Raw genomic sequence first — 26,775 nt, 5'->3', positions numbered from 1 at the left:
ATCCGACACTCAGCAACGAAGAAAGAGCGAAAGGCGTCGACGAGCTCCTCGAAGCTATTCGCCGCTATTCCAAATAGGATTTACCCAGATGAGTAATTCGTACACGGACTATGCCCACGACCATATGTTCTTGGGGGCATCGCATGAAGAAAACGCCAAGCGAACCTTGTGGGTGGTGGCACTGACCGTCGTAATGATGGTCGCTGAGATCACCGCAGGTTATGTCACAGGGTCCATGGCGTTGCTTGCCGATGGATTTCACATGGCAACGCACGCAGGAGCACTCGGTATAGCCGCGGCTGCTTACGGCTACGCAAAAAGGCATGCATCAAGTGCTCGCTACAGCTTTGGAACTGGCAAGGTTGGAGACTTGGGCGGTTTCGCTTCTGCTCTGATTTTGGGGTTGGTCTCCCTGGGCATTGGCGGGGAATCGCTATTCCGCCTCTTTCAACCGACTCAAGTGCAATTCGGGACGGCGACTCTTATCGCAGTCGTCGGACTAGCAGTGAATGTCGTGAGCGCGCTTTTGCTCTCCGGCGGTCATGACCATCACCATGGGCATGACCACGGCCACGATCAATCTCACCATGCGCATGGTCACGACAATAATTTGCGCTCTGCTTACGTTCACGTCATTGCAGATGCCCTGACCTCGGTTCTGGCCATCGCTGCTCTGCTTGCTGGCCGATACCTTGGTTGGGTATGGCTCGACCCTGCAATGGGGATTTTGGGTGCAATTGTCATTGCACGCTGGGCTTGGTCGTTGATGCGGGTGACTGCGGGTGTATTGCTCGACCAGACAGATGATCATGTCGCCCAAGAAATTCGTGAACTGGTTGAAATGCCTGGAGATGCTTCGATCATTGATCTTCATGTCTGGCAGGTAGGGCCTCAGGCCCGAGCCGCGATTGTGAGCGTCCTCGGCAGCCCCGCAGTGAATGCCGAAGACATACGAGGACGGCTTGCTACGGTTCATGAAGTCATGCATCTGACTGTTGAATACCGCACGAAGCTGGGAGCTGACTCACCGGTACAAGTCTCCGTTCCGGCTTAGAAATGAACGCATAGTCGACTGAAATGAAAATAAGGATCGAGATATGCTTTTGAGCAATCGGGATCAATCGCAAATCGAACGTCGTCTGATTGCTGCTCTGACCAAGGCCTGCGAGACGGCCAAAGCAGAGATAGTGGGCTTCTCTTGGTTGACTCACGATGTGGATTACGCGCGATTTCCCTCCAGTCTGATGGTTGTTTGGGTCTTCGACACCGATGCCAACAGGGATGAGGTGCTTGCCAATGGGCAAGACAAGCGGATGCTCGAACTGACGACCCTGGCGTTAAGTGAAGCGAATGTTCACGTCAGTCAGGTGTCGGCCAACGTGCATTTCGATACTGAAGAGCAATGTCAGCGGTCGAATGCCGGTGACTGGCGGCAGCGTTTAACCCGTACACGATCCACGCGGAGTTAAACCATGGCCAAGGACATCGAAAACCCGTGTATTTCCGTTTGCCAGCTGAACAGCGAACTATGTTTGAGCTGCGGTCGCACCAAGGAAGACATCAGAAAATGGAAGCGGATGAAGCGTCCAGAAAAGATGGCCGCTGTACAACGCGCGACCCTGCGCCTGAAAAGCTTGCAAAAAAAGCATAATTGAACGCCACAGTTTAGGCCACAGTTGTAATGCGTCCTCCCTTGCTGCTGTCCTCGGCCCCCTTACAACTTCTTCTACTGCTTGAACACCTAATGGACAAAGCATTTCTCGCTGCATGGCCAGGGTGGACGGTAGCCATGCAGCGTTAGATGGACAGGGCCAGATTAATTGCCGGGGTATTCAGCAATGACCTGGTCTGCGCCTGCTTTGGACAAGCCGATTACCTGGTAAGCATCACGTTTTCCGTTGACTTCCATGCCTGGAGATCCAGCCGGCATGCCAGGAACGGCGATCCCGAGAAGGTCGTCACGTTTGCTCATCGCAATGATTTGCTCGGCGGGCACGTGACCTTCAACAAACTTTCCATTGATCATTGCTGTGTGGCAGGACGAGAGTCGTGGAGCAACACCGAGATTCTGCTTGACCGCGCTCATGTTGGTTTCTACATGATCAACGACGGTGAAGCCGTTAGCTTCAAGGTGCTGGATCCACTTCTTGCAGCATCCACAGTTAGCGTCACGATGGACGTCGATCGTCAGCGACTCTGCTGCATGACCAGTTGAACTGATAAACAGAGCCGCGAATGCAGCGAGGCGAAGTGCCCGACCGGGACGAAGAAAGTTATTTCGCATGGGTATGCTCCTTCCCATCAGCGTGGGTATGAGTGTTTGGCTGAACGGCCGGAGTTGCAGGAGCGTCATGTGAAGCCTCCACAACCAGAGGATGGGCGTGTTCGGTACTTTCATCCTGAGAAGGCGGTGAGGCCGCCTCATGGGCATGGTCGCTGTTACTCTCGCCATGATGGTCGCCTGCTTCGGCTATCTCTTCGGCTGCCCCCGCATCATGATGCCCGGCGACAGCCCCTTTTTGGCCCTCATGCTCGCCTTCATGGTTATGCATTTTGCTCTCGCCGCCACCGTGTTGATGACCGCCGCTGCTGGTTGCTAGAGCGTTGTATTGCTCTGCATCCAATGAAGGCAGCTGTTGGAGAAAAGCGACCATTTCCCATATGTAGGGATCGGCCATGCTTTTACCCCAAGCGGGCATGCCTGTGGATTTGATTCCATGCTTGATGATCCAGAAAGCTGCGGCAGGGTTTCCATCAACGCCCAGTTTTGAAAGATTTGGAGGTGCAGGGTAAAGGCTATTACTTAACTCGGTTCCTGCGATACCCGGAGCCAGATGGCAACCGATGCACATAGAGTTGTAGTTGCCAGCACCTGCGCGGATGAGAGCTTCTTCGCTCAGGTCGGGGACTTTAATGTCGCGTGAGCGCACTTCGATCGAGCGATCCCGAGCGGTGGAAAGTAGCGCGTAAACGGGATCGGAATGTGGATCATCCGCCCCAACATTAATCACACCAAAATACACCACGCCGGCACCTACTATTGCGGCGACCACCCCGGCAGCAGTCAATGTTTTCAATGTTCTTTTCATGTCAGGCCCTCAAAACCACATCCGAATACCGGCGACAAATCGCGCTTCGTTCGCATCGTCTCCTTCATCGCTGGCCAGGTCTGCCGTATTGCCGTAGGAGCGGCTCCAGCTAACCCCAATGTAAGGGGCAAATTGGCGAACAATCTCATAACGCAATCGGAGCCCTACTTCGGTGTTTGCCAATCCAGACCCAATGCCGCGCTGAGGATCATTTTTTCCGTAAAAATTGGCTTCGGCCGTCGGCTGCAAGATCAGGCGATTGGTCAGCAGAATGTCGTAGTCGCCTTCCAATCGAGCAGCGGTTTGACCGTTCTCACCGATGTAGGCAGTCGCTTCGGCTTCAAAGTTATAGAGGGCCATGCCCTGAATACCGAGCGCTCCCCAAGTTTGTGGTGACCCGGGCTTGAAGTCTTGTCGTACGCCGGTGACGACATCCCACCATGGACCGATGGAGTGCCCCCAAAGTGCTGAGAGTTCAGCGTTTTCAGTTACGCCATTGGTACGTTCGCCTTCCGAGCGCAACCACAGTCGGTCAACGTCACCGCCGATCCATCCTTTTGCATCCCAGGCCAATGCACTACCGTTGTCAGCATCCTGGTACTCAAACTTATCCAGCAGCATGAAGGAGTTGAGTTTTTTGTCGTGGACACCATGACCAGCAACATCTGGAAAGGCGGCTGCACGGTCAGCGTCGGTAAGTACGGGGACTGGGGTTCGACTGGTGGTAGTCGCCCCTCCATCCATACTTTCCATTCCGTCCATTTTCCCGTCATCCATACTCATCTTGCTGTGATCCATAGCCCCCATTGAGCCGTGGTCCATCTTGGAGTGATCCATTTCTTCAGCGGCGTGAGCCACGACAAAGAAAGCAGGACTGGTAGAGACTGCCAGTGCCATCAACGTTGGGCGTAAAAACTTACTGGTCATGATCTCAATCTGCCTTTTTGGTTTTTTGGTCATGATCCATCGACTCATGGCTCATCTTGCTATGATCCATTGACCCGTGATCGGGCTTTGACTCGGTTGCCGTAGTTGCGGGCTGGTTCGTTGCTTTCGCAGGAGTCGCAGGTGAATGGTCACTACTATCATCCCCTGCCAGTCCCACGGACGAGTGTCCACCCAACAGGCCAATGGCAAAGAGGCAACCCACCAGCGATTTACGATTTAGGTATGTGCTCACAGATCGTCTCCTTTACTCATCAACCCGCACTTCACGAAACATGCCCATTTCCATATGGAAAAGCAGATGGCAGTGATAGGCCCAGCGACCTAAGGCATCAGCGGTAACTCGATAGCTGCGCTTGGTACCTGGTGGCATGTCGATTGTGTGCTTGCGCACCATGAACTTGCCGTTCTCATCCTCAAGGTCGCTCCACATGCCGTGAAGGTGGATGGGATGGGTCATCATGGTGTCGTTCACCAGGGTGATGCGAAGACGCTCCCCATACTTCAGACGAAGCGGCTCGGCGTCAGAAAATTTGATTCCGTTGAAGGACCACGAAAACTTCTCCATGTGACCGGTCAGATGAAGCTCAATGGTGCGATTGGGCTCGCGGCCGTCAGGGTCTTGGAACGTGCTTTTCAGATCAGAGTAGGTGAGCACTCGACGACCATTGTTCCGCAAACCGATGCCTGGATCGTTTAGCTTTGGCGTTGGGTTCATGGCTTGCATGTCAACCAAGGGGTTGTTGGTTTCGGAGGCTGGGTGAGTCTGCATTTCGCCACCCATACCGCCCATCCCTGCCATCTTGCTGTGGTCCATGCCGGCCATGTTGGACATGTCGCCTTTGTCCATTCCCGCCATCTTGCTGTGGTCCATACCGGCCATGTTAGTCATATCACCGCTGTCCATGCCGGTCATCCCGGTCATGTCACTTTGGTCCATGCTCGACATCTTGCTGTGGTCCATGCCAGCCATGCCTGACATGTCACCTTGTTTCATATCGCCGCCGCCCATACCAGCCATGCTGCCATGGTCCATGCCCGCCATACCGCCCATTCCCATGTCATCCATGGTCAAAAGAGGCCGAGGATCGGTCGCAGGCACCTGTGCCTGCAATCCTTCGCGAACCGCCAGGGTACCGCGTGCATAACCGGTTCTATCCATGGACTGGGCGAAGATGGTGTAAGCCTCTTCGCTGGCAGGTTCTACGATCACGTCATACGTTTCTGCCACGGCGATGCGGAATTCATCGACGCTGACTGGTTTGACATGTTGGCCGTCAGCCGCCACAACGGTCATTTTCAAACCAGGGATGCGGACGTCGAAATAGCTCATACCTGAGCCGTTGATAAAGCGCAGGCGCAGCTTCTCGCCCGGCTTGAAAATACCGGTCCAGTTACCATTCGGCGCCTGGCCATTCATGAGATAGGTGTAAGTATCCCCACTGACGTCTGCGAGATCGGTGGGGTTCATTTTCATTTCAGCCCACATCTTCCGGTCGGCCACGGCAGCAGACCAACCTTGCTTGCTGACGTCGTCGATGAAGTCGCCCACGGTACGTTTGTGGTGGTTGTAGTAGTCCGATTGCTTCTTGAGCTTGGCCATGACGCGACTAGGGTCTTCATCGGTCCAGTCAGTCAACATCACTACATAGTCGCGGTTGTATTGAAAAGGTTCAGGCTCTTTCGAGTCGATGACGATTGGACCGTAAACGCCTGCCTGCTCCTGCAAACCAGAGTGGCTGTGGTACCAGTACGTACCGTTCTGATGCACCTTGAATTTGTACTCGTACATGCCATCGGGCGCGATGCCATGGAAACTCAAACCCGGTACACCGTCCATGTTGGCGGGCAGAATGATCCCGTGCCAATGAATGGAGGTGTCTTGGTCTAGGCGATTTTTCACACGCAGTGTGACCATCTCGCCTTCGCGCCAGCGCAGCAAAGGTCCGGGCAACGAACCATTGATGGTCATGGCTGTGCGCGGCGAGCCAGTTATGTTTACAGGGGTTTCACCAATAAACAGATCAAATTCGTTACCGGTGAGAACGCTCGGCAGACCAGGGCTGGTCACTGCCCATACAGGAGTGCGCCACAGACCAAGGCCGCCGAGAATGCCACCAGCGGCCAGGCCTTTAACGAATGTCCGCCTAGAGGTTTTGGAATGCATGCCGTTTATGTCCGATCAGTCAAAAGGGAAGCCGTGCGAAGCAACCAATGAGTTGCTCAAACAGGTTGAAGGCACTCTCTCGGGGTTTTGTGATGAGCCCGAATGAGCTTCGCTCGCCGTCACTAAAAACGAGTACTTACGGCAAGCGAGCTCAGAAATTGCCACATTTGAACCACCACAGTGATTACATTTCTGTCAGCTTGGGAACGCAGCAAGCTATTCAGCAATTCTTGTGGTCCATCGCTTTGGGTTGGCTTTCTGCGATGGGAGGTTGGGTGCTTTGCTTTTGGGCTACTTGATACGATTCCATTGAATTATTCCTGGCCGCTTCCATACGTGCGAACGCCCGGTCACCACCGCCTTCAGCCATAGCCAAAGAAGAGACGGTCAGGGCAGCGACGACAAACAAAGTTTTGATGGGTGTCATTTGGTATTCCTCGGATGAGTATTGGTAACCCCCGAATCCACATCAGATGATGATTCTTCGGGGTGAGCTTGATGCTCAATAGGACTATAAGACTCATCCCCTGTCAGGAACCTTAGGCCAATATTACAGTTGTGACAGGTTGCGATATTCTCTTGAGGAACACGCTAGTTACTCCGTAAGGTCTCGATCATCCAGCGATCGCATAACCGCCATTTACCGAATAAAATTTTAGCTATGTATTTTTGTAAGCTTCCGTTCACGTTCAAGGTGGCGAGAGGCTTTTAGTTCCTGTGCTGAAATTGAAGTGCGTCGGATTGAACGCACGCGGTCAGCATTGATTATTCGGTATCGTGGTAAATAGTAGCGTTACTGAAGGTGATTAGGTTTGAGTATTAATTTTGAGAAAGCGCTTGGCTCCGCAGAAAGAGCGTTAATTTACCGTAGCCACGAGGTGACTAATAAGCAAAGGCCAAAAGGGTCGCTGGCAGCAATTTCACCGTCCAATTCCCAGATTTGAAGTGGTTTTTTTTTGAGCCTCGCCGACGTATACGCTGCACGACCGACTTTACCCTTTTATAGTGCGGCTAAACCCTGCCACGGCAAGATCTGATCCATCTGAATCAGGAAGCGGTCGCGGGTCTGCTTGGGTTTCCGGCATACTCGGTATTGGCGAAGGCGATCTGTTTTATCGGGGTTCAACCGTTCAGGTCGTGCGATACGGGTATTCCCCAGCGATGGAAGTTTTTTTCAGTTCCCTAAGGGCTATTCGCCACGAAATGCTAACCAACTAGAAGCTGACAGGAATGTAATATTGATTTCTTTCGACTGTTCGCCTAGCGTGGTCTAGGGTGAAATATGAACCCTGAGCACGCACTTCCTGACTGCTATGAAACAGCATTTTGCTCGCATTAAGACTGGTATTTGTCTGCAATATCCTAATTCGCTATCTATCCGAAATGATCAGCTTTTTTAACCGAAACTGTCGAATCTCGATGGTCCCAACACCACTGCTAGCAAGGAGAACATAGCTATGACCAACACTCCGATGCCCCTCACATGGCGCCTCAGCAGTGGCTAAGGCTAGTCGGGCCCCAATTGCAGGTACAGAAATGGCGATTTCTGTACGCAGGGGCAATGGTATGTATATGCCAATCTTCCGCCTTCTAACAGGAGATTCACAATGTCCAAGCATATCAAGCACAACAGCTCTAGCCGGTTCACTTTATCGGTAAGGGCGGTCGCGATGGCTGTCGCGGTGATGGCAACAGCGCCGACGTGGACCAGTGCCGCAGAGCCCGCGAAAAGCGAAACAATGCCGATGTCTTCCGAGCATATGGATCACTCGAAGATGGACGGCATGAAAAAAATGGGTGGTATGTCCAAGACCGGCGATGTGGATTATGACTTCGCGGCAAACATGCGCATGCATCACCAGATGGCAGTCAAGATGGCGCAAGCCGAACTCAAGAGCGGAAAAAATCCAGAGATGCTCCGTATGGCCAAAGACATAATTGCCGCACAGGAAAAGGAAATCGCCGTACTTGATCAGTGGATTAAAGCTAATAAAAAACCATGACCATGACCATGACCATGACCATGACCATGGTGATGTCGATCTGTGCACTGCATCTTCGACAGAAATAGCCGCACCAGTTTGGCCGGTAATTCGCCGCCAGTGCACATCACCTTGAACGGGTACGGGACGAAAAACCAAGCTCCGCTTGGTCCATGGCTTGAAATGAACCCAAGGGGAGCCTGGGCATGCGGGGCTCTTACCCTGGGAGAGAATCAGCGCTCTCAGGCGCTGATCTGGGAAGGAAAACCTAACGCCTCGACAGCTTTACGAACCTGCTCTGGGCTTTGGCTGCTTTCAACGCTCACCTTACCGACTGCCCGATCCACGGAAACCCCCCGGTGTCAGGATAGTTGTCGCCTCTCCGGTTTTTCCTAAAAAAGCACATCGGGGGCGGAAAGAGACTGGTCGTGCCGTACTATTCACCTGAACGCAGAGCCGCATTACTCAAGATGCTGCTTCCCCCACTGAACCTGTCGATGGCCGAGGTTTCCCGGCGCGAAGGGGTCAGCGAAATGTCTTTGTCCAACTGGCGCAAGCAGCTCAGTTCTGAAGGAAGTGCAGTGTCCGAAAACAAACAATCGACCCAGAACTGGTCAGCCGAAACCAAGTTTGCTGTCGTCCTTGAAGCGGCCGGTTTGTCCGAGATCGACTTGGGCGAGTATTGCCGCCGCAAAGGCCTTTACCCCGAGCAGATCACTGCTTGGCGACAAGCCTTCATCACCGGCCAGAAATCGGAAAAGGCCCAGCAAAAAGAAGATCGGGAGCAGTCTCGCAAAGATAAGAAACGCATCCAGGAACTTGAGCGCGAACTGCGCCGCAAAGACAAGGCGCTGGCTGAAACAGCCGCGTTGTTGGTGCTGCGAAAAAAGCTCAACGACTACTGGGGGACCGACAACGAGGACAACTGACGTCTTTGCCAGAACGGCAGTTACTCGTTGACTGGCTGAGCCAAGCGGTCGCGGCGGGAGCCAGAAAAATCAGGGCCTGCCGGGAAATCGGTCTATCGCTGCGGACCTTGCAACGATGGACTGAAACAGACGTTATCCAGGCCGATGCCCGAACGACTGTCACACGGCCAACGCCGCGAAATGCACTGAGCGAGGCTGAGCGACAGAGCATTGTGACGCTGTGCAACAGTCGCGAGTACGTCCATCTGCCGCCGAGCCAGATCGTGCCGCGCCTGGCCGATCAAGGGCGCTATCTGGCGTCGGAGGCGACGTTTTATCGCGTCTTGCGAGCGACGGGTCAACAGCAACATCGAGGCCGTAGTCAGCGCCCCAGGCGGTACGCCGCGCCGACGACGCATGCGGCCAAATGGCCCAATCAGGTGTGGTCGTGGGACATCACGTATCTGCCGTCGCCGATACGCGGCAAGTATTGCTACCTCTATCTGATCGAAGATATTTACAGCCGCAAGGCCGTGGGCTGGGAGGTCTACGACGCGGAAAGCGGCGAGAAAGCCGCTGCGTTACTGCAACGCAGCGTGATCGGCGAGCAGTGTTTACGCGAGCCGCTGGTGCTGCACTCGGACAACGGCGCGCCGATGAAGTCAGTGACGCTGTTGAGCAAGATGTACGAACCGGGCATCACGCCCTCGCGGGGCCGACCGCGGGTGAGCAACGATAATCCGTACTCGGAGTCGTTGTTTAGAACGCTGAAATACTGCCCGCAATGGCCGCAGGACGGCTTTGCCAGTTTGGACGCCGCACGAGCTTGGGTGAGGGATTTCATGCGTTGGTACAACAACGAACACCGGCATAGCCGTATCCGCTTCGTCACACCGGCTGAGCGGCATCGAGGACTGGACCATCAGGTCCTGGCCCGGCGACATGAACTGTACGAACGAGCCAAAGAGAAAAAACCGGAACGGTGGTCGGGTCGAACACGTAACTGGGAGCCGATCGGTACCGTGTTGTTGAACCCGGATCGAGAGCAACAGGTCGAGAAAAGAGCGGCATAGTTAGACGGTTGACGCGACAACCACCTTGAAAAACGCCGGGGCTGGCGTATTTCCGGGTGCATCGGACAGGTAAATTCAGTGCCTGCTTGTACCACAGGCCCTGGAGCGGTGACGTGGGGTTCTGCGCTCGGATGAGCACCGTTGTAGCGCTCAGGATCTGCTCGAAACTTCTCTTGGCATTTCAGGCTACAAAATTGATAAGTCTGTCCGTTATAAAGCTCGCCATACTTGCTTGGGGGCGTAACCGCCATTCCGCACACCGGGTCGCGTAGATCACCGTCATGAGGCGGGGCAGCCTGAGCGTGACTGTGGTCGTGGTGGCTCGATATGGTAGGCATGGCTATTTCCCTTTTTCGTCCTTGTGGGTTGCTGCCTGATCGCCATGGCTATGTCCGCCATGTCCATGTCCAAAAAAATGCATCAATGGACAGATCAACAGAATCAGATAAGGCCAAAATGGATAAACGTGGCTGAAATGCTCCCGCAACACGTAGAAGGCACCAATCGCAATGAGCATGATCAGTACGACGCCTGTTTTGCTCCTCCAAAATGGTGCGGTGGTGTTTCCATCCGGATGCTGATGGTTATTCATGATCTAAACCCCACTGTGTGAGCGTTGCTGTGATCTCTGCGACAGAGCGTAGCCAACTCTTGCGTCGAAGCGGTGTTAGCAGCCAGCTCCGGCTTACTTCAGGTCAAACTGACCAACCATCCCTGACTGATAATGCCCCGGCACGTTGCAGGCAAACTGAAGCCCAGTGCTGTTGTTGAAGGTCCAGATCAGCTCCTGGGTTGCGCCTGGCTCGATCAGGACGCTGTTCGGGTCGTTGTGTTCCATTATTCCGACCTTCTTCATTCCACCCATGCTGTGGCCCATGTTGCTCGTCGTTTTCCCGGTACCGGTGGGGTTAAGCGTCCCGTTCTGGAACATGCTTACCATTTCTTTTTGGTGCGCTGCATGAGCAGCGGCTTTGCCGATGTTGAACTCGTGCAGCATCGAACCCTCATTGCGAAGGACAAATCGAATGGTTTCACCAGGTTTTACGTCGATGCTTTCAGGCTTGAAGAAAATATCACCCATCTCCACCACCACCGTACGGGTAACCTCAGAGGCGACTCCAGGCTGGCCGATGCCCTCTTTCCCATGACCTACGTCGGCCATGGCCGTAGCACCGAATAGTAGAGTGATTGCTGCGATGACAGGGGTAACGAGCTTAGCTTTCATGGTGACCTCGAGAGTAAGTGGGAAACTCTGGCTATGCTAATGATGCGGGGCTGCCAGTTGACTGACCTGAACACTACATTTCTGTCAGTTTTCAAAAAAAACACGGCGTCCAGATGACGCCGCATTCAACAAGACTGTTCAAAAAGCTCTTTTCAGCGAGTTGCTCACTGGTGGTTCTCTGAAAGCATCAGCTTGTGCTCGCGTTGCATTTGGCTCAAAACGTCGTCGACAATTTTGTCGTGCTTTTCCATCCAGGCCAGGTGCTGCTGGGGTGACATTTAGGCGTCTGGATGCTCTTTATGGAGTTGGCTCATGATGTCGCCGAGCATCTTCATATGCTCGGCCATGTGGACATGACGCTGTCCTTCAGGGGCTTTTTCAGCTTGAATCAGTACGGCTTCAGCTTTGTCGCGCAGGCCTTCCATACGTTCTATCACCCGGTCTCCACCACTTTCAGCCCATACAGAAGCTGAGACGAGTATCGAGCTCACAAAAAACAGCATTTTCAGGCGATTCATGGGGTAACTCCTTATGGAATTGTTTTCCGGCTCCCAAACGTTTCATGCTGAAGAGACGGTCGAGCACCAGGAAGTACTCATGCTTGAACCCTAGACAGCGCTTGCTGACATCTACCTGAAGCCAACATTACTTTTCTGTCAGTTGCTGGTTGGCTGGCGTGTTTCGTTGCAGACTGCGCTTCATCATTATCCGAGAGCCACCCTCATGAGACTTCTGGTTGCTGAAGACGAACCCAAAATAGGTATCTATTTGGAGCAAGGACTCACGGAGGCGGGGTTCAATGTGGATCGCTTTACCAATGGCAAAGTGGCGCTTCAGCACGCTTTGAGCGAGGCCTATGACCTGCTGATTCTAGACGTCATGATGCCTGGGCTGGATGGCTGGGAAGTACTTCAGAAGGTTCGTGCATCCGGAAAAGATGTTCCCGTGCTCTTCCTCACGGCGCGAGACCGCGTTGAAGATCGAGTGAAAGGACTTGAACTCGGGGCAGATGATTACCTGATCAAACCCTTCGCATTTTCTGAACTGTTGGCTCGTGTCAGAACGTTGCTGCGTCGGGGTAACGGCGCTCCCTCGCAAACCTATATGAAATTGGCTGATCTGGAGGTGGACCTGCTCAAGCGTCGGGCCATTCGTGGAGGTAAGCGCATAGACCTTACGGCCAAAGAGTTTGCGTTGCTTGAGCTGTTGCTACGACGTCGAGGGGAGGTGCTGCCAAAGTCACTTATCGCCTCCCAGGTTTGGGATATGAACTTCGACAGCGATACCAACGTTATCGAGGTTGCAGTGAGACGGTTGAGGGCCAAGATAGATGACGACTTTGAGGTCAAGTTGATTCATACCGCAAGGGGAATGGGTTACATGCTCGACGCACCTGATTCGGAGTCGGAATGAACCGAATGTCCCTGACAGCTCGCATGAGCCTTATGTTCATGCTCGCGGTAACGGCCGTTCTCACTGTTGCCGGACTCAGTTTCAATAACCTCAGCCGGCATCACTTCAAGATGCTGGATCAGCAGGCGCTGAATGAAAAGCTCAATTCGACTCAAAGAATTCTGACGGGGTTGAACAGCATTGATCAATTCAGTGATGTTAAGCCTGAGCTAGAGGCGCTGCTTGGCGCTCACCGTGATTTGACTGCTCTAATAATCGATGGTGGCGGCAAACTACTGTTTGCTGATCCCGGTCCCGTCGATGTACCGGAGGAATTCCGCACCATTCCAAACAACAACGTCTGGGAGTGGCGAGATCAAGAGCAGATGTTCCGTGGTGTGACGGCACAAGCCATTGTGACGGGACAAGACAAGCCATTGACCGTCATGTTGATCTTTGACGTTACTCAGCATATGTCCTTTTTCGAGACGCTCGAGCGATGGTTTTGGATAGGGCTGGTGATCAGCGCGCTGGTCAGTGCAGCGTTGGGCTGGATGGTCGCGAGCAGTGGCCTGCGGCCTATTAGCCAAGTCACTCAGGTCGCGGCTTCAATGTCAGCTAAATCACTCAAAGAGCGTATTCCATTAGCACCGGTTCCCAAAGAGCTTCAGCAAATGGTGCTGTCATTCAACGCAATGTTATCTAGGTTGGACGATGCGTTTGTTCGTTTATCGAATTTCTCTGCGGACATTGCTCACGAGTTACGGACCCCCGTCAGCAACTTGATGACCCACACGGAAGTGGTGCTTTCTAGAAAAAGGAATATCGAGGACTACGAAGACAACCTGTACTCCAATCTTGATGACTTGAAGCGTATGGGGCGAATGATCGATGACATGCTTTTTCTGGCGAAGTCTGACAATGGTCTGATCACGCACGAGAACAAACCGATAGACCTGGTGGAAGTCGTAGAGAAATTGCTCGAATACTACCGCCTGTTGGCTGATGAGCGAGGCATTGAGCTCACGGTTTCAGGAAGGGGCAGTGTTCGAGGCGATGTTCTTATGCTCCACAGAGCCATTTCTAATCTGCTCTCAAATGCGCTGCGCTACACCTATGAAGGGAAGTCCATCAGTGTCGATATTCAGCAGAAGGATATGTCGGTATTGGTCGTTGTGGAGAACCAAGGAGAGCCCATTGCTCCCGAACATCTTGAAAAGCTGTTCGATCGCTTTTACCGGGTGGACCCAGCTCGGCGAGAAGGCAGTCCCAGCAACGCGGGGCTAGGTCTTTCAATTACCCGATCAATAATTGAAGCGCATGATGGAAAGATATGGTGTACGTCCTTTGATGGAAGAACGGCCTTTCATCTAGAGTTTCCTAGTGTTGACTTGAGGGTTAGCTGAACAACGGCGCATTTGCGATCAACGGCGATCTCTCAGCCTGCGCCCAGCGTCCACTTTCGTTATTTTTGAATGAGTGAAAACCCAGGTGTCGCGGGCACGCGGTCTCGTCTTTAAGTCTCGCTACGCCCGCCAATTCGAGGCCAAACACCGCGTCAAGCTGACTGAAATGTAATCGAACAGTTTGCGTTCGTGTGGCATCGTGGTCTTGCACTGTGACGTTGGGGCCTAGTGAGTTTCTCGTGTTCAACCTGCCCTAGAACACGGAGGCTACTAGCTAATCATCAGTGGTTTTAACAAGAATCGAAAAGTAAAAACTAGATATTCCCAAACAAACCTCGAATCAACAGCTCTTGCTGTGAGGAGTCTTGCATGTCATTCCTTAAAACTACCACCGTAGCTGTTGCACTTACCGCTGGTTTGCTTCTGAGTGCAGTTGCTCAAGCACATCCAAAGCTCCTTTCTTCCACTCCGGCAGAAGGCTCGGATGCGGCGGCCCCTTCGAAAATTGAACTGCACTTTTCTGAGAATCTCACCACTCAGTTTTCCGGTGCAAAACTGATCATGACCGATATGCCTGGCATGCCGAACTCCCCAATGGGTGTTAAGGCCGCCGTCGCTGGTGGCGGTGATCCGAAAACGATGGTGATTACACCGGCAGCACCTTTGACCACCGGTACCTACAAAGTCGAATGGCGTGCGGTCTCCTCGGACACTCACCCGATCACCGGCAACTTCTCATTTAAAGTGAAATGATTTATGAGCGACTCAATAAATATTGTGGTTCGCTTTGCTCTTTATTTCGACCTGATGTTGTTATTCGGATTGGCAATTTTCGGCTTGTACAGCCTCAGGGGAAAGGAAAGAGTATCGGGCACGGTCTTGAATTTTGAGTCGCTTCTTTACGGTACTTCTGTCGCAGGTGTAGCTCTATCCCTTGTCGCCATGTTGTTGCTTGCGAAAGCAATGAGCGGTGTGTCGGAGCTTATGGAGCTACATCACCATATTTTTGAAATGGTCCTCATGGGGACCGACGTCGGGTTGACCTGGATGGTCCGAATAGCTGCCTTGGTGATGGCAATTATTGGCGTCGCATTGAATAAGCGATTTCCGACACCCAGTCTCTGGATCGTCACCGTATGCGGAGCGATTGCGTTGGCGACGTTGGCTTGGACAGGGCACGGTGCCATGGATGAAGGCAGCCGACGCTACTGGCATTTCATCACCGATATATTCCATCTTTTAGCCGCAGGTGGCTGGTTGGGTGCTCTATTGGCATTCGCTCTACTGCTGCGGTTGAAATCGCTAAAGGGCGAACAAGAAGCTCGAATTCTTGCACGGGTGCTGACTGGTTTTGAATCGGCCGGCGCTGTGATCGTAGTGATCATAAGCATCACAGGCGTAGTGAATTATCTGTTTGTCATCGGTCCAAATCTCGATGAAGTGATGCTCAGTACGTACGGTGTCCTGCTGTTTTTGAAGATCCTGCTCTTTGCCGGGATGATCGTGTTAGCCACGCTGAACCGCTTTCACCTAAGTCCGGTATTGGAGCGGTCAGTTCGGAATGGAGAATACTCTGCCGCGGTCAATGCCTTGCGCCGCAGCATGACACTCGAATTTTTAATGGCAGTCATCATAATTTGTCTTGTCGCATGGTTAGGCACTTTAAGTCCGGAAATGGAAATGAGCGCAGGATAGAGGTTGGTGACAGCCGACTAAGGAGTCTAGTAGGTGAATTGTAAGGGCCATTTCCACCGGCTACACTCCAGCCCATGAAACGCTACCTACGGTTTTGCCTGATTTTCCTGATTAGCCTGGCGCTTCCCCTCAGCGGGATGGCGGGTGTCCAGGCGTCGACTGAACCCTGCCCCATGAAAACCATGGGCATGGCGATGATGAACGGCATGGGTCAAGACTGCTGTCATGACATGAAAAGTCCCACCGAGCACGGTAAACCCTGTAAGCCAGGCCAGGAGTGCAAGACTGGTGGCATGCTGCAAGTCTCCATCATCAAGCCTCCTATCACCTTATCCAGCCCCCTCGTACTGTCCTTCTCCCTAGATTCCCATCCAGTACAAACCCCGTCAGGGGTATGGCGACCGCCCCGCACTTGATTCCTGTACCACACTGAGCCTCATTCCGCGTTAGCGGGATGGCATATCTGCGTGCATGTCTGAGGAAGCGCGCAGTGGATGATCACAGGAATCGTAAACATGAACTCCAAGTGCTATTGCACAGGCTGGTCCCTCGCGGCCGGTCTGGCGGCAAGCGTACTGGCATTGCCGAGCCTCGCTGCCGCATTGACACTCGATGAAGCGTTGCGGCTGGCCGAAAACAATGCACCGTCGCTGACCGCACAAGACGCCAGAATTCAGGCTGCCAGCAGTGCAGCTATTCCAGCCGGTGAACTACCTGACCCCAAACTGCTGCTGGGTGTGCAGAACTACCCCATTGGCGGTCCGGATCGCTGGAGCATCGACCAGGACTTCATGACCATGCAAATGGTCGGGGTCAGGCAAGAGATGCCCAACAGCGACAAGCGCAAAGCGCGCATTGAGGTCGCCGATGCGGCCGTTGATCGCGCCGCTGCGGAGCGTCGAGTCGAACGTCTGAAGGTACGCCAGTCCACGGCGTTGGCATGGATCAGTAGCTACTCGGTTGAGCGTAAAGATGCGCTGTTCCAGGACTTCTACAAAGAAAATCGCCTGCTGACCGATACCGTCCGGGCCCAGATTGCCGGCGGCCGCGCTCAACCCGCCGATGCGGTGACGCCCAAGCAAGAAGCGGCTCAACTGGCGGAGCAACAGGATGATCTGATTCTCCAGAGAGCGCAGGCCCGAGCAGCCCTCAAACGCTGGATTGGCTCAGCCGCCAACGACAAGCCTGTGGGCAGCTTGCCTGAATGGCCCGTCGATACCTCAAGCTACTCTCATAAACTGCAACACCATCCCGAGTTGGCAGCGTTTGCGCCGATGACCCGTGAAGCGCAAGCCAAGGTTCGTGAAGCCGTGTCGGAGAAGCAGTCGGACTGGAGCTGGGAACTGGATTATCAGCGCCGTGGCCGTGAGTTTGGCGATATGGTCAGCGTGCAATTTTCCTGGGACCTACCGCTGTTTCCTGACTCGCGCCAAAACCCCAAAATCGCAGCCAAACAGGCTGAACTCAGTCAGCTTGAGGCCGAGCGCGAAGCCCTGTCACGCGAGCACACTCAGCAACTAGAGAGCGAACTGGCCGACTATGAGCGCCTGAATCGTGCCGTGCGCCGAAACCAGGAAAGCCTGTTACCACTGGCCAAGGAAAAGGTCGAACTCAGCATGGCCAGTTATCGGTCCGGCAAAGGCGATTTAAACGCCGTTGTTGCCGCCCGACGTGAACTCATCGAAGCCCGCCTCAAACAGATCGACGTGGAAGAGCAGCGAGCGCTGACCAGTGCGCGTCTGTATTTTGCTTATGGGGAGTCCAGCCAATGATCCTTAAAAAATGGAACGGGGCATTGCTGGTAGGCATCTCGCTGGCATTGGGTGTTGCCGGTGGTTACTGGTTCGCTCACCAGCGCATGAGCGGAGTACCAGCTACCGCCCCAGATCAGAGCCTCAATCCACCGGATGAACGCAAGGCTCTGTATTGGTACGACCCCATGTACCCGCAGCAAAAGTTCGATAAGCCGGGAAAATCCCCCTTCATGGACATGCAACTGGTTCCCCAATACGCCAGCGGCGCAGGGGACCGTGCGACCGTCAGCATCGATCCGAGTCTGACCCAGAATCTCGGACTGCGTTTTGCGACTGTCACCCGTGGAATCTTTGATTCCAGCCTCGACGTGACAGGTGTCTTGGTGTTCAACGAACGTGATGTCGCTGTGATTCAGGCACGCACCACTGGCTTTGTGGAGCGGGTCTATGCCCATGCTCCCGGCGATGTGCTCAAAGCCAACGCGGCGTTGGCGGATATCCTGGTGCCCGAATGGGCAGCCGCCCAGACAGAGTTCCTTGCCCTGAAGCGCAACGGTGATGCTGACCTGTTAGCTGCGGCCCGCCAGCGACTGCGGCTCACCGGGATGCCGGCAGCACTGATTGCTCAGGTAGAGCGTGGCGGTAAGGTTCAGCCGTACCTGACGCTCACCAGCCCCATTGCCGGTGTGCTGCAAGAATTGAACGTACGTGCGGGGATGACCGTGGCGACCGGCGACACCCTGGCACGCGTCAATGGCTTGAGCAGCGTCTGGCTCGCCGTGGCCGTACCAGAATCGGATGCCGGATCGATCACCGTAGGACAGGGAGTCGAAGCGCACCTGCCAGCTTTCCCAGGGACAATGCTCAACGGCAAGGTCAGCGCGATTTTGCCAGAGACCAATCCGGACAGTCGCACCCTTCGCGTGCGGGTGGAACTACCCAATCCGGACGGACGCCTCAGACCGGGTTTGACGGCGCAGGTACGCCTGAATCGTTCGACCGGGCAAAGTGTGTTGTGGGTGCCGAGCGAAGCCGTCATTCGCACGGGCCGACGTGCTCTGGTGATGCTTGCCGAAGACGCCGGCCGCTACCGTCCCGTGGAGGTGCAACTCGGGCAGGAAAGCGATGGCAAGACGGCGATAGTGAAAGGTCTGGAAGAAGGACAGAAGGTAGTTACCTCTGGCCAGTTCCTGCTCGACTCGGAGGCCAGTCTCAAGGGTATTGTTGCCCGCTCAGAGGAAGAGTCACCACCCCGCGTAGCAGCCTCCAGCTTTCATGAAGCGGATGGGCAGATCGTTGAGATCAACGATAAAGAAGTCACGCTTGCCCATGGTCCCTTCAAGACGCTGGGCATGCCTGGTATGACGATGACGTTCCCACTCGCTAGTCCGGCGCTGATGCAGGGCCTCAAAACTGGCGATAAGGTTCGGATTGCGGTGAGCCAGACCGATGATGGTTTGCGTGTTGAGCGTCTGGATAAATCGGGGAGCCAGCCATGATCGCTGCCCTGATTCGTTGGTCAGTGGCCAACCGATTCCTGGTGCTACTGGCGACGCTGTTTGTCACGGCTTGGGGCATTTGGTCGGTGCAGAGCACGCCCATCGATGCGCTGCCAGATCTCTCGGATGTCCAGGTGATCATCCGCACCCCTTATCCGGGACAAGCGCCGCAGATTGTCGAGAACCAGGTGACCTATCCATTGGCCACCACCATGCTCTCGGTACCGGGAGCCAAGACTGTGCGTGGCTATTCCTTCTTCGGTGACAGCTTCGTTTACGTGCTGTTCGAAGACGGCACTGACTTGTACTGGGCTCGCTCGCGGGTGTTGGAGTATCTGAGCCAAATACAAAGTCGGTTGCCGACCGGCGCCAAGCCGGCGTTGGGGCCGGATGCGACGGGAGTGGGCTGGATCTATCAGTACGCATTGGTGGATCGCAGTGGAGGACACGACCTGGCGCAGCTACGCGCACTTCAGGATTGGTTCCTCAAGTTCGAACTCAAGACCCTGCCCAACGTTGCGGAAGTGGCCACCGTGGGAGGCATGGTCAAGCAGTACCAGGTGCAGCTCGATCCGCTCAAACTGGCCAGCCTCGGTATCACTCAGGCTGAGGTGACCGAAGCGATCGGCAAGGCCAACCAGGAAACCGGTGGTGCCGTGCTGGAGATGGCAGAGACCGAGTTCATCGTGCGCGCTTCCGGATACTTGAAGACGCTCAATGACTTTCGGGCGATCCCGCTCAAGCTGGCTTCGGGAGGAGTGCCGGTGACCCTTGGCGATGTCGCCACGATTCAGTTGGGACCGGAAATGCGGCGTGGCATTACTGAACTCGACGGCGAAGGCGAGACCGTCGGCGGCGTGGTGATTTTGCGCAGCGGCAAGAATGCTCGCGAGACCATTGCAGCGGTCAAGACCAAACTCGACGAACTGAAAAGCAGCCTGCCGGCCGGGGTGGAAATCGTCACCACCTACGACCGCAGCAAGCTGATCGACCGCGCTATTGAAAATCTCAGCCACAAGCTAATCGAAGAGTTCATCGTCGTCGCGTTGGTGTGTGGGATCTTCCTCTGGCACCTGCGCTCATCCCTGGTGGCGATCATCTCCTTGCCTGTTGGTGTGTTGATTGCCTTCATCGTCATGCGCTACCAAGGGATCAACGCCAACATCATGTCCTTGGGCGGGATTGCCATCTCCATCGGCGCCATGGTCGATGCCGCTGTGGTGATGATCGAGAACGCCCACAAGAAGATTGAGGCATGGCACGTGGCCAACCCGGGGGAAGAACTGAAGGGTGAGCGTCATTGGCATGTAATGACCGAAGCGGCGGCAGAGGTAGGCCCCGCGCTGTTCTTCTGTTTGTTGATCATCACCCTGTCGTTCATTCCTGTGTTCACCCTGGAAGCACAAGAGGGGCGGTTATTCGGTCCATTGGCTTTCACCAAGACCTACGCCATGGCTGCAGCGGCGGGATTGTCAGTGACCTTGGTGCCAGTGCTGATGGGCTACTGGATTCGAGGACGAATTCCCAGTGAACATCAGAACCCGTTGAACCGGTGGTTGATTCGGATCTATCAGCCAGCCCTGGACGCAGTCTTGCGTCGACCAAAGATCACGCTGCTGGTGGCGCTATTGGTTTTTGTCAGTGCGCTATGGCCAATGTCTCGCTTGGGTGGCGAGTTTCTCCCCCCGTTGGACGAGGGTGACCTGCTCTATATGCCTTCAGCTTTGCCGGGACTGTCGGCGCAGAAGGCCGCGCAACTGCTGCAACAGACCGACCGCCTGATCAAGACCGTACCAGAGGTTGAACACGTCTTTGGTAAAGCCGGCCGCGCTGAAACCGCCACCGACCCGGCACCGCTGGAGATGTTCGAAACCACCATCCAATTCAAGCCGCACGAGCAATGGCGTCCAGGCATGACTCAGGAAAAGTTGGTGGAAGAACTGGATCGAGTGGTACGAGTCCCTGGGCTGACGAATATCTGGATACCGCCGATTCGTAACCGTATCGACATGCTTGCCACGGGGATCAAGAGTCCCATCGGAGTGAAAGTTGCCGGCACCAATCTATCGGAGATCGATGCCGCGACTCAGGCCGTCGAGCGAGTGGCCAAGGGCGTACCCGGCGTCAGTTCGGCTCTGGCCGAGCGACTAACGGGTGGTCGCTATATCGATGTGGATATCGACCGCAAAGCCGCCGCCCGCTACGGGCTGAATATTTCGGATGTGCAGTCCATCGTGGCCAGCGCTATCGGCGGTGAAAACGTCGGGGAGACCATTGAAGGACTTGCACGCTTCCCGATCAACGTGCGTTACCCACGGGAATGGCGTGACTCGCTCGGCGCCTTGGAGCAATTGCCGATCTACACCCCTCTGGGGAGCCAGATCACCCTCGGCACCGTGGCGAAGGTCAAGGTCACGGACGGTCCGCCGATGCTCAAGAGCGAGAACGCACGACCCTCTGGTTGGGTTTACATCGACGTGCGTGGCCGGGACATTGCCTCGGTGGTCGCTGATCTACGCCGGGTCGTCAATGAACAGGTCAAGTTGCAGCCCGGCATGAGCCTGAGTTATTCAGGGCAGTTCGAGTTTCTCGAAAGGGCTAACGCACGACTCAAACTGGTGGTGCCCGCCACGCTGCTGATCATCTTCGTGTTGCTCTATCTGACGTTCGCACGCTTTGATGAGGCGTTGTTGATCATGGCCACGTTGCCATTTGCACTGACTGGCGGGGCATGGTTCCTCTATCTGTTGGGGTTCAACCTGTCGGTCGCCACCGGAGTCGGCTTTATCGCGTTGGCCGGTGTTTCTGCCGAGTTTGGCGTGATCATGCTGCTCTACCTGAAGAACGCCTGGGCCGAACGTGAAGACCTCGGCGACAACACTGAGCGCGGGCTGGTTGCGGCCATTCGTGAAGGCGCTGTGCAGCGCGTTCGACCCAAGGCCATGACCGTGGCCGTGATCATTGCCGGCCTTTTACCCATCTTGTTGGGCAGCGGTACTGGTAGCGAAGTGATGAGCCGCATCGCCGCGCCTATGGTCGGCGGCATGATCACGGCACCCTTGCTTTCCCTGTTTGTCATTCCGGCAGCCTATCGCCTGATGCGTCGCCGGCACCTCATAGTTGAACCCATCAACCCTCAAGGAAAATTCACATGAAACTGACCCTGATTGCAGTTGCAAGCACCGTATTTACGCTGTCTCTTTCGGCCCACGCAGAGGATATGCCGGGCATGAAAATGGACGGAATGGAGGGCATGCAGATGAAGCAGGAAACAACGCAGACTCCAGTCGCCACCGCCGACGGAACGATCAAGGCTATCGATACTACGAAGCATACGGTGACCATCTCTCACGGCGCTGTTCCAGCTGTGCAATGGCCGCCGATGACCATGGCCTTTTCCGTGACGGAAGATCAGCTGACAGGGCTGACGGCTGGAGACCGAGTGTCGTTTTCATTTCGAGTAGAGGGTGGCAGAGCGACGATTGTTTCAATAAAAAAGTGAATTAGCGGTGGTGGAAGTGACCGGCGCACTATGTCGCGCAGGTCGTTACCAGTAAATCGTCTTGTTCAGGAAACCCGGTACTTCGGGATGTTGCATCGACCGGTTGAATCCACAGCCGATATCTGCCGCAGGCGAGTGAGTCATGCCCAGATGCATTTTTCTCAGTTTTTTGGCTCGCCTTGTTTCGCCATGGCGCGCCATTCCTGGACGCTTGATCGCTCGTTCATTCTGGCATGCCATGCATGCAATGCTTCACATCCATCAGGTATAGGCAGTTTCACCAGCGAGGCGAAAATCATGCCGCCCAGTACCGCAATGTCGGCCATCTCGCGATGAGCGTACCGTCGGCCAACTCGAGGACGGGAAGTGTTCCGGAGTAGTTGATGGCTAGAAACGCTGGCTTCTTGTGCTCGCCTGTCCATAGATTGACCGGTACAAACTCGATCCGGGACAGCAGGCCTTTCTCTGCTAACGCGATTCGGACCCGCGCCGGGTAGGGCCCGTTGTACCAGTCGTAAATTTTCATCATTAGGAATTTCGACGCGTCGGAGTGTTGCTGCTGAAAAGTCATGATTTATTTACCTACCTATCAAGTGGTAGGTAGAGGCTGCGAAATACCAGGACCTGCCCGAGGAGGTGAAAAGTGAAGTGCTGGCGTTTGCAGACATCAATGTGGCATGGCTGACGAAAGTACTCTCTGATATCGGTCTGGGAAGCATTGAAGTGTGCGAGCGACGTGCCCGCGCCATTTACACCGCCGTTGCTGGCGCTCAATTGATTGCCCGAACTCGCTTCGATATCGGTTTATTCGACGAACTGGTTCAGAGCTATCAAGAGGCGGGACTCCTTCCGACATAACTGGCTTAACGCGTCATGTGGGCCGTTTCCAGCCTGACCGAAGGGGTGAAAGCAGTACGTCACGAATGGCTGCTTACAACCCTGGCTGTTTGAAAACGTTTTAGAAACAGTTCGACAGTCAGAATCGGCGATCACCGCGTCTCGCGGATGCGGCATCAGCTCGCCGAAGACCGCGCAACTCCCTTGCGACGGTTGGACTTTTCCTCGAGTTGGATGGCGAAATCCATGGCCTCTCGGTAGCTGAAACGGTAGGCCCAGGTCTTGCCAGTGTATCGCTCGATGACCTGGAAGATGCCGAGCTGCATGGTCACCACCTGGAAGCGAACACCGCGGCGCGACTTCAGTCGATTAGTGCGCCGGAAGAAATCGATGCGTGCTGCATTGGAGTGGATGAGCAGGGCGCCGAGCTCATCGATGCGCTGCAGAAAGGATGGATGCATGTCTGATCCTCGAAGTGGGGAGCATGTATTCGTAAGCACTCGTGCCGCTATCTGCTTGTCTATGGATGCAGAGGTAGTTCTGACGGATAAATGTAGTCGTAAAAACGCCACATCGAAACCTGACTTTTCTTTTTGCGTCAAATCGGATCGACTGCCGGGAAGGCGAAAGTCACCCTCCATCTATTCAAGGCAGATTCCAGGCGTTGCGGGCAAGCTATCGAGAAATGCGGCAATCTGCCGGGTACCGCGCAAGTGCACCGTAGAAATTTTCGGGCCTATGGCCAGGCGCACCGCCTCGATACCTGGGCGATAGCCACGATCGAAATTCAACACGAAGTTCAGAAAGGTCAGGAATGCCCGGTCGAGCTTCTCTGTACAGCCAGCTGCAAGGTCAGGGCGAGGGCGGTTCATTACGCTGCGCATGATCACCCGGGTGAAACAGGTGAGCCGCGACGTATCGAGCCAGATGATCAGGTCGGTACGGGGCAGGCGCAGGTCGAAGGTTCGCCGCGCATAGTTGCCTTCACAAATCCAGGCATCCGGTGCGGTCGCTTCGCGGACCCGTGCGCGGAACTGCTCAGCGTCGGGTTCGACCCAGCCGGGCTCCCAGAACAGTGTGTCCAGGTGCACCACGGGCAGGCTCAGGCGCTTGTCGAGCGCACGGGCGAGGGTGGATTTGCCGCTACCGGCATTGCCCAGAATTACAATCCGTTGCTGCATGAGGACTTCCTGTCGCGAAAAAAGCCGGCAATTGTGCAGGTTCTGGAGGGCCAGTTAAAGGCCCAAGCAGATCACCCGATACAACGGTGGGGCCTGGGGCTGGTATTTGAGCTGAAGCACCGACCGTCTATTTCAAATACCACCCCCACGGCTGATCACTGACGTACTCGGTCACTTGCTTGACCTCCAGGTAATTGTGCAAACCCCACTGGCCGAGTTCCCGGCCAATACCGCTGTGTTTCATGCCGCCCCACGGTGCCTCGACGAAGGTTGGTTGCGAGCAGTTGACCCAGATAATCCCGGCGCGCAGTTGGTTGGCGACGCGGGCGGTACGTTGCAAATCAGCACTCATCACGGCGGCGGCGAGGCCGAAGCGGCTGGCGTTGGCCATTTGCAAGGCTTGCTCTTCGGTCTTGAAGCGCTTGATGCACAGCACCGGGCCGAACACTTCTTCGCGCCAGAGGATGCTGCTGTGTCCGGGCTCGTCGAAGATGGCCGGTTCGATGAAATAACCCTCTGGCAGATACGCCGGCTGCCGACCTCCGGTGAGCAGGCGTGCGCCGCTGGCCAGTCCCTGATCGATAAAGCCGAGGACCTTGTCGTGTTGACCTCGGCTGACCAAAGGGCCCAACAACACGCCGGGTTCCAGCCCTGGGCCGATGGTGATCTTGCGGGTTTCCTCAACCAGTCGCTCGATCAACCGCGAGGCGATGTTTTCCTGTACCAGCAAGCGTGAAGTGGCGCTGCACACCTGGCCCTGGTTCCAGAAAATCCCGAACAGAATCCACTCCACCGCCGCTTCGACATCGGCATCGTCGAACACAATGAACGCAGACTTTCCGCCCAGCTCCAGGCTGATGTTCTTGATGTCGCGAGCGGCCGCCGACATGATTTTTGCCCCGGTGGGCACGCTGCCGGTGAAGGCCAGTTTGTCCACGCCAGGGTGTTCGGTGAGCGGGCCGCCGGCGTCGGCTCCAAGACCGGTCACGACGTTCAGGACCCCGGCCGGCAAACCGATGCGGTCGGCGGCCGCGGCCAGTTCCAGCGCCGTGAGTGGCGTCAGCTCGGACGGCTTCAACACCAGCGTCGCCCCGGCAGCCAGCGCCGGTGCGACTTTCCACGCGGCCATCAATAGCGGGTAGTTCCAGGGGATGATCTGCCCGGCAACGCCGATCGGTTCATGGCGGATGCGACAGCGAAAACGCTCGTCCGGCAGCGCCAGCGGTTGGTCCTGCTGTTGATCCAGTTCCCGGGCCAACCCGGCGTAGTAACGAAAGCAACCGATCGCATCGCCGACGTCCCACTGCGCTTCGGGCAACGGTTTGCCGTTGTCGCGCACTTCCAGTTCAGCCAACGCCTGTTGACCACTGTCCAGTTCATCAGCCAACGCTTCCAGCCATTGCGCGCGCTCGGCGCCAGTGGTTTGGCTCCAGCCGTTATCGAACGCTCGCCTGGCGGCGCGCACCGCATGATCGACATCCTCTTCGGTGCCCGCGGCTACCCGATGGAAAGCCTGTCCGGTGGCCGGGTCGATGACGTCCAGGTAACCGCCCAGATCCGGGCTGACCCACTCGCCGTTGATGTAAAGCTGATCACGCATGGTGAGACTCCTGGACGCCGGTGCGGCGGTTTTGCAGGTGACGGGAAGTGAACAGCAGCGCCAGCGACGCGCAGATGATGACGGTCGAAACCGCGTTGATCTCCGGGGTCACGCCGCGGCGGATGGATGAAAAGATGTAGATCGGCAAGGTTGTTTCGGAGCCGGCGACGAAGAACGCGATGATGAAATCGTCGAAGCTGAAGGTGAACGCCAGCAGAAACCCGGCCATGATCGCCGGACTGATCTGCGGCAGGGTGACCCGCCAGAACGTTTGCATTGGGGGCGCGTAGAGGTCGGCCGAGGCTTCCAGCAAGGCCTTGTCCAGTGAGTCGACGCGGCTGCGCACGATCACCATGACCAGCGCCATGGTGAACAGCGAGTGCGCGGCGATCACGGTAAAGAAGCCCATGTTCAACCGTGGAACGCTCGGTATCCAGCTCGCCAGCAACGGGTTGATCAGGTCGAACAGGCTAATGAACGCAATCAGCGTCGAGATGCCGATGACGATCCCGGGCACGAT

Annotated in this window: 25 protein-coding genes and 7 pseudogenes; 16 read left to right on the top strand and 16 right to left on the bottom strand. The window is 55.3% G+C overall.

Annotation, left to right across the window (positions count from 1 at the left end; genetic code table 11):
• The 4 genes and pseudogenes from WLY71_RS20810 to WLY71_RS20795 form a co-directional block, all read left to right on the top strand.
• Positions 1-77: pseudogene (locus WLY71_RS20810) on the top strand (metal/formaldehyde-sensitive transcriptional repressor); the annotation flags it as partial.
• Between the two features lie 11 nt (positions 78-88).
• Complete coding sequence (dmeF, locus tag WLY71_RS20805; RefSeq protein WP_347805032.1) at positions 89-1,054, top strand: CDF family Co(II)/Ni(II) efflux transporter DmeF; 966 nt, start codon at positions 89-91, stop codon at positions 1,052-1,054.
• A gap of 43 nt (positions 1,055-1,097) precedes the next feature.
• Positions 1,098-1,469: a hypothetical protein gene (locus tag WLY71_RS20800; protein ID WP_347805031.1), complete on the top strand. Its 372-nt coding sequence runs from the start codon at positions 1,098-1,100 to the stop codon at positions 1,467-1,469.
• A gap of 3 nt (positions 1,470-1,472) precedes the next feature.
• Positions 1,473-1,655, top strand: a complete 183-nt coding sequence (locus WLY71_RS20795; protein WP_084317634.1) for a DUF1289 domain-containing protein — start codon at positions 1,473-1,475, stop codon at positions 1,653-1,655.
• A gap of 161 nt (positions 1,656-1,816) precedes the next feature.
• Here WLY71_RS20795 and WLY71_RS20790 read toward each other — a convergent pair whose 3' ends face one another.
• The 6 genes and pseudogenes from WLY71_RS20790 to WLY71_RS20765 all read right to left on the bottom strand — a co-directional run.
• Entirely contained in the window at positions 1,817-2,284 is a 468-nt protein-coding gene (locus WLY71_RS20790) for a DUF411 domain-containing protein (RefSeq protein WP_347805030.1), read from the bottom strand.
• Positions 2,274-3,089, bottom strand: coding sequence for a c-type cytochrome (locus WLY71_RS20785; protein ID WP_347805029.1), 816 nt, complete (start codon positions 3,087-3,089; stop codon positions 2,274-2,276). The genes WLY71_RS20790 and WLY71_RS20785 overlap by 11 nt, the downstream gene beginning before the upstream one ends.
• A gap of 9 nt (positions 3,090-3,098) precedes the next feature.
• Positions 3,099-4,049: a copper resistance protein B gene (locus WLY71_RS20780; RefSeq protein ID WP_347805034.1), complete on the bottom strand. Its 951-nt coding sequence runs from the start codon at positions 4,047-4,049 to the stop codon at positions 3,099-3,101.
• A gap of 232 nt (positions 4,050-4,281) precedes the next feature.
• Entirely contained in the window at positions 4,282-6,201 is a 1,920-nt protein-coding gene (locus WLY71_RS20775) for a copper resistance system multicopper oxidase (protein ID WP_347805028.1), read from the bottom strand.
• A gap of 220 nt (positions 6,202-6,421) precedes the next feature.
• Complete coding sequence (locus tag WLY71_RS20770) at positions 6,422-6,628, bottom strand: co-regulatory protein PtrA N-terminal domain-containing protein (protein ID WP_347805027.1); 207 nt, start codon at positions 6,626-6,628, stop codon at positions 6,422-6,424.
• A 576-nt stretch (positions 6,629-7,204) separates the two neighbouring features.
• Positions 7,205-7,317, bottom strand: a pseudogene (locus WLY71_RS20765) (IS5/IS1182 family transposase); the annotation flags it as partial.
• Positions 7,318-7,808: 491 nt separating this feature from the next.
• Between WLY71_RS20765 and WLY71_RS20760 the strand changes: the two are divergent.
• Entirely contained in the window at positions 7,809-8,204 is a 396-nt protein-coding gene (locus WLY71_RS20760) for a DUF305 domain-containing protein (protein WP_347805026.1), read from the top strand.
• A gap of 221 nt (positions 8,205-8,425) precedes the next feature.
• On the opposite strand, the pseudogene WLY71_RS20755 reads toward WLY71_RS20760, so the two are convergent.
• A pseudogene (locus WLY71_RS20755) lies at positions 8,426-8,536 on the bottom strand (heavy metal transporter); the annotation flags it as partial.
• A gap of 75 nt (positions 8,537-8,611) precedes the next feature.
• On the opposite strand from WLY71_RS20755, the gene WLY71_RS20750 reads away from it, so the two are divergent.
• Positions 8,612-10,164, top strand: a protein-coding gene (locus tag WLY71_RS20750; RefSeq protein WP_347805033.1) for an IS3 family transposase whose coding sequence is annotated in 2 segments (ribosomal slippage) — positions 8,612-9,074 and positions 9,074-10,164 — 1,554 coding nt in all. Because the reading frame shifts where the segments join, the coding sequence is not laid out codon by codon here.
• A 149-nt stretch (positions 10,165-10,313) separates the two neighbouring features.
• Here WLY71_RS20750 and WLY71_RS20745 read toward each other — a convergent pair.
• The 4 genes and pseudogenes from WLY71_RS20745 to WLY71_RS20730 all read right to left on the bottom strand — a co-directional run.
• Positions 10,314-10,502, bottom strand: a pseudogene (locus WLY71_RS20745) (YHS domain-containing protein); the annotation flags it as partial.
• Positions 10,503-10,504: 2 nt separating this feature from the next.
• Entirely contained in the window at positions 10,505-10,756 is a 252-nt protein-coding gene (locus tag WLY71_RS20740; RefSeq protein ID WP_347805025.1) for a DUF2933 domain-containing protein, read from the bottom strand.
• A gap of 93 nt (positions 10,757-10,849) precedes the next feature.
• Positions 10,850-11,389, bottom strand: coding sequence for a cupredoxin domain-containing protein (locus WLY71_RS20735; RefSeq protein WP_347805024.1), 540 nt, complete (start codon positions 11,387-11,389; stop codon positions 10,850-10,852).
• Positions 11,390-11,553: 164 nt separating this feature from the next.
• A pseudogene (locus tag WLY71_RS20730) lies at positions 11,554-11,907 on the bottom strand (co-regulatory protein PtrA N-terminal domain-containing protein).
• A gap of 205 nt (positions 11,908-12,112) precedes the next feature.
• On the opposite strand from WLY71_RS20730, the gene WLY71_RS20725 reads away from it, so the two are divergent.
• The 9 genes from WLY71_RS20725 (at position 12,113) to WLY71_RS20685 (ending at position 22,637) form a co-directional block, all read left to right on the top strand.
• Complete coding sequence (locus WLY71_RS20725) at positions 12,113-12,802, top strand: heavy metal response regulator transcription factor (RefSeq protein WP_347805023.1); 690 nt, start codon at positions 12,113-12,115, stop codon at positions 12,800-12,802.
• Complete coding sequence (locus tag WLY71_RS20720; RefSeq protein ID WP_347805022.1) at positions 12,799-14,187, top strand: heavy metal sensor histidine kinase; 1,389 nt, start codon at positions 12,799-12,801, stop codon at positions 14,185-14,187. Before WLY71_RS20725 ends, WLY71_RS20720 begins: the two co-directional genes overlap by 4 nt.
• Before the next feature lie 369 nt (positions 14,188-14,556).
• Entirely contained in the window at positions 14,557-14,940 is a 384-nt protein-coding gene (gene copC, locus WLY71_RS20715; protein ID WP_017737057.1) for a copper homeostasis periplasmic binding protein CopC, read from the top strand.
• Between the two features lie 3 nt (positions 14,941-14,943).
• Complete coding sequence (copD, locus tag WLY71_RS20710) at positions 14,944-15,882, top strand: copper homeostasis membrane protein CopD (protein ID WP_347805021.1); 939 nt, start codon at positions 14,944-14,946, stop codon at positions 15,880-15,882.
• Positions 15,883-15,956: 74 nt separating this feature from the next.
• Entirely contained in the window at positions 15,957-16,298 is a 342-nt protein-coding gene (locus tag WLY71_RS20705) for a hypothetical protein (protein ID WP_347805020.1), read from the top strand.
• 99 nt (positions 16,299-16,397) lie between these two features.
• On the top strand, positions 16,398-17,654 hold the full coding sequence (locus WLY71_RS20700; RefSeq protein WP_347805019.1) for a TolC family protein: 1,257 nt from the start codon (positions 16,398-16,400) through the stop codon (positions 17,652-17,654).
• Positions 17,651-19,135 carry an efflux RND transporter periplasmic adaptor subunit gene (locus tag WLY71_RS20695; RefSeq protein ID WP_347805018.1) on the top strand — a complete coding sequence of 495 codons (1,485 nt, stop codon included), beginning with the start codon at positions 17,651-17,653 and terminating at the stop codon, positions 19,133-19,135. Before WLY71_RS20700 ends, WLY71_RS20695 begins: the two co-directional genes overlap by 4 nt.
• Positions 19,132-22,290 (top strand): efflux RND transporter permease subunit, encoded by a 3,159-nt coding sequence (locus WLY71_RS20690; RefSeq protein ID WP_347805017.1) that lies wholly within the window; start codon positions 19,132-19,134, stop codon positions 22,288-22,290. Before WLY71_RS20695 ends, WLY71_RS20690 begins: the two co-directional genes overlap by 4 nt.
• Positions 22,287-22,637 (top strand): copper-binding protein, encoded by a 351-nt coding sequence (locus WLY71_RS20685; RefSeq protein ID WP_347805016.1) that lies wholly within the window; start codon positions 22,287-22,289, stop codon positions 22,635-22,637. Before WLY71_RS20690 ends, WLY71_RS20685 begins: the two co-directional genes overlap by 4 nt.
• 161 nt (positions 22,638-22,798) lie before the next feature.
• Here the strand turns inward: WLY71_RS20685 and WLY71_RS20680 are convergent.
• Positions 22,799-23,208: pseudogene (locus WLY71_RS20680) on the bottom strand (glutathione S-transferase N-terminal domain-containing protein).
• Between the two features lie 35 nt (positions 23,209-23,243).
• On the opposite strand from WLY71_RS20680, the pseudogene WLY71_RS20675 reads away from it, so the two are divergent.
• A pseudogene (locus WLY71_RS20675) lies at positions 23,244-23,495 on the top strand (TetR/AcrR family transcriptional regulator); the annotation flags it as partial.
• A gap of 155 nt (positions 23,496-23,650) precedes the next feature.
• On the opposite strand, the gene WLY71_RS20670 reads toward WLY71_RS20675, so the two are convergent.
• The 4 genes from WLY71_RS20670 to WLY71_RS20655 form a co-directional block, all read right to left on the bottom strand.
• Positions 23,651-23,935, bottom strand: coding sequence for a hypothetical protein (locus WLY71_RS20670; protein WP_347805015.1), 285 nt, complete (start codon positions 23,933-23,935; stop codon positions 23,651-23,653).
• A gap of 180 nt (positions 23,936-24,115) precedes the next feature.
• Positions 24,116-24,655, bottom strand: a complete 540-nt coding sequence (locus WLY71_RS20665; protein ID WP_347805014.1) for a P-loop NTPase family protein — start codon at positions 24,653-24,655, stop codon at positions 24,116-24,118.
• A gap of 127 nt (positions 24,656-24,782) precedes the next feature.
• Positions 24,783-26,255 (bottom strand): aldehyde dehydrogenase family protein, encoded by a 1,473-nt coding sequence (locus tag WLY71_RS20660; protein ID WP_347805013.1) that lies wholly within the window; start codon positions 26,253-26,255, stop codon positions 24,783-24,785.
• The coding region (locus WLY71_RS20655) for an ABC transporter permease (RefSeq protein WP_347805012.1) at positions 26,248-26,775 on the bottom strand (528 nt) is incomplete at its 5' end. The genes WLY71_RS20655 and WLY71_RS20660, both read right to left, overlap by 8 nt.

This window comes from Pseudomonas rossensis, assembly GCF_039888995.1.
Classification (GTDB): Bacteria; Pseudomonadota; Gammaproteobacteria; order Pseudomonadales; family Pseudomonadaceae; genus Aquipseudomonas; species Aquipseudomonas rossensis.
Note: the sequence above shows the minus strand (reverse complement) of the source record. Positions and strands in the feature narration are given on the sequence as shown.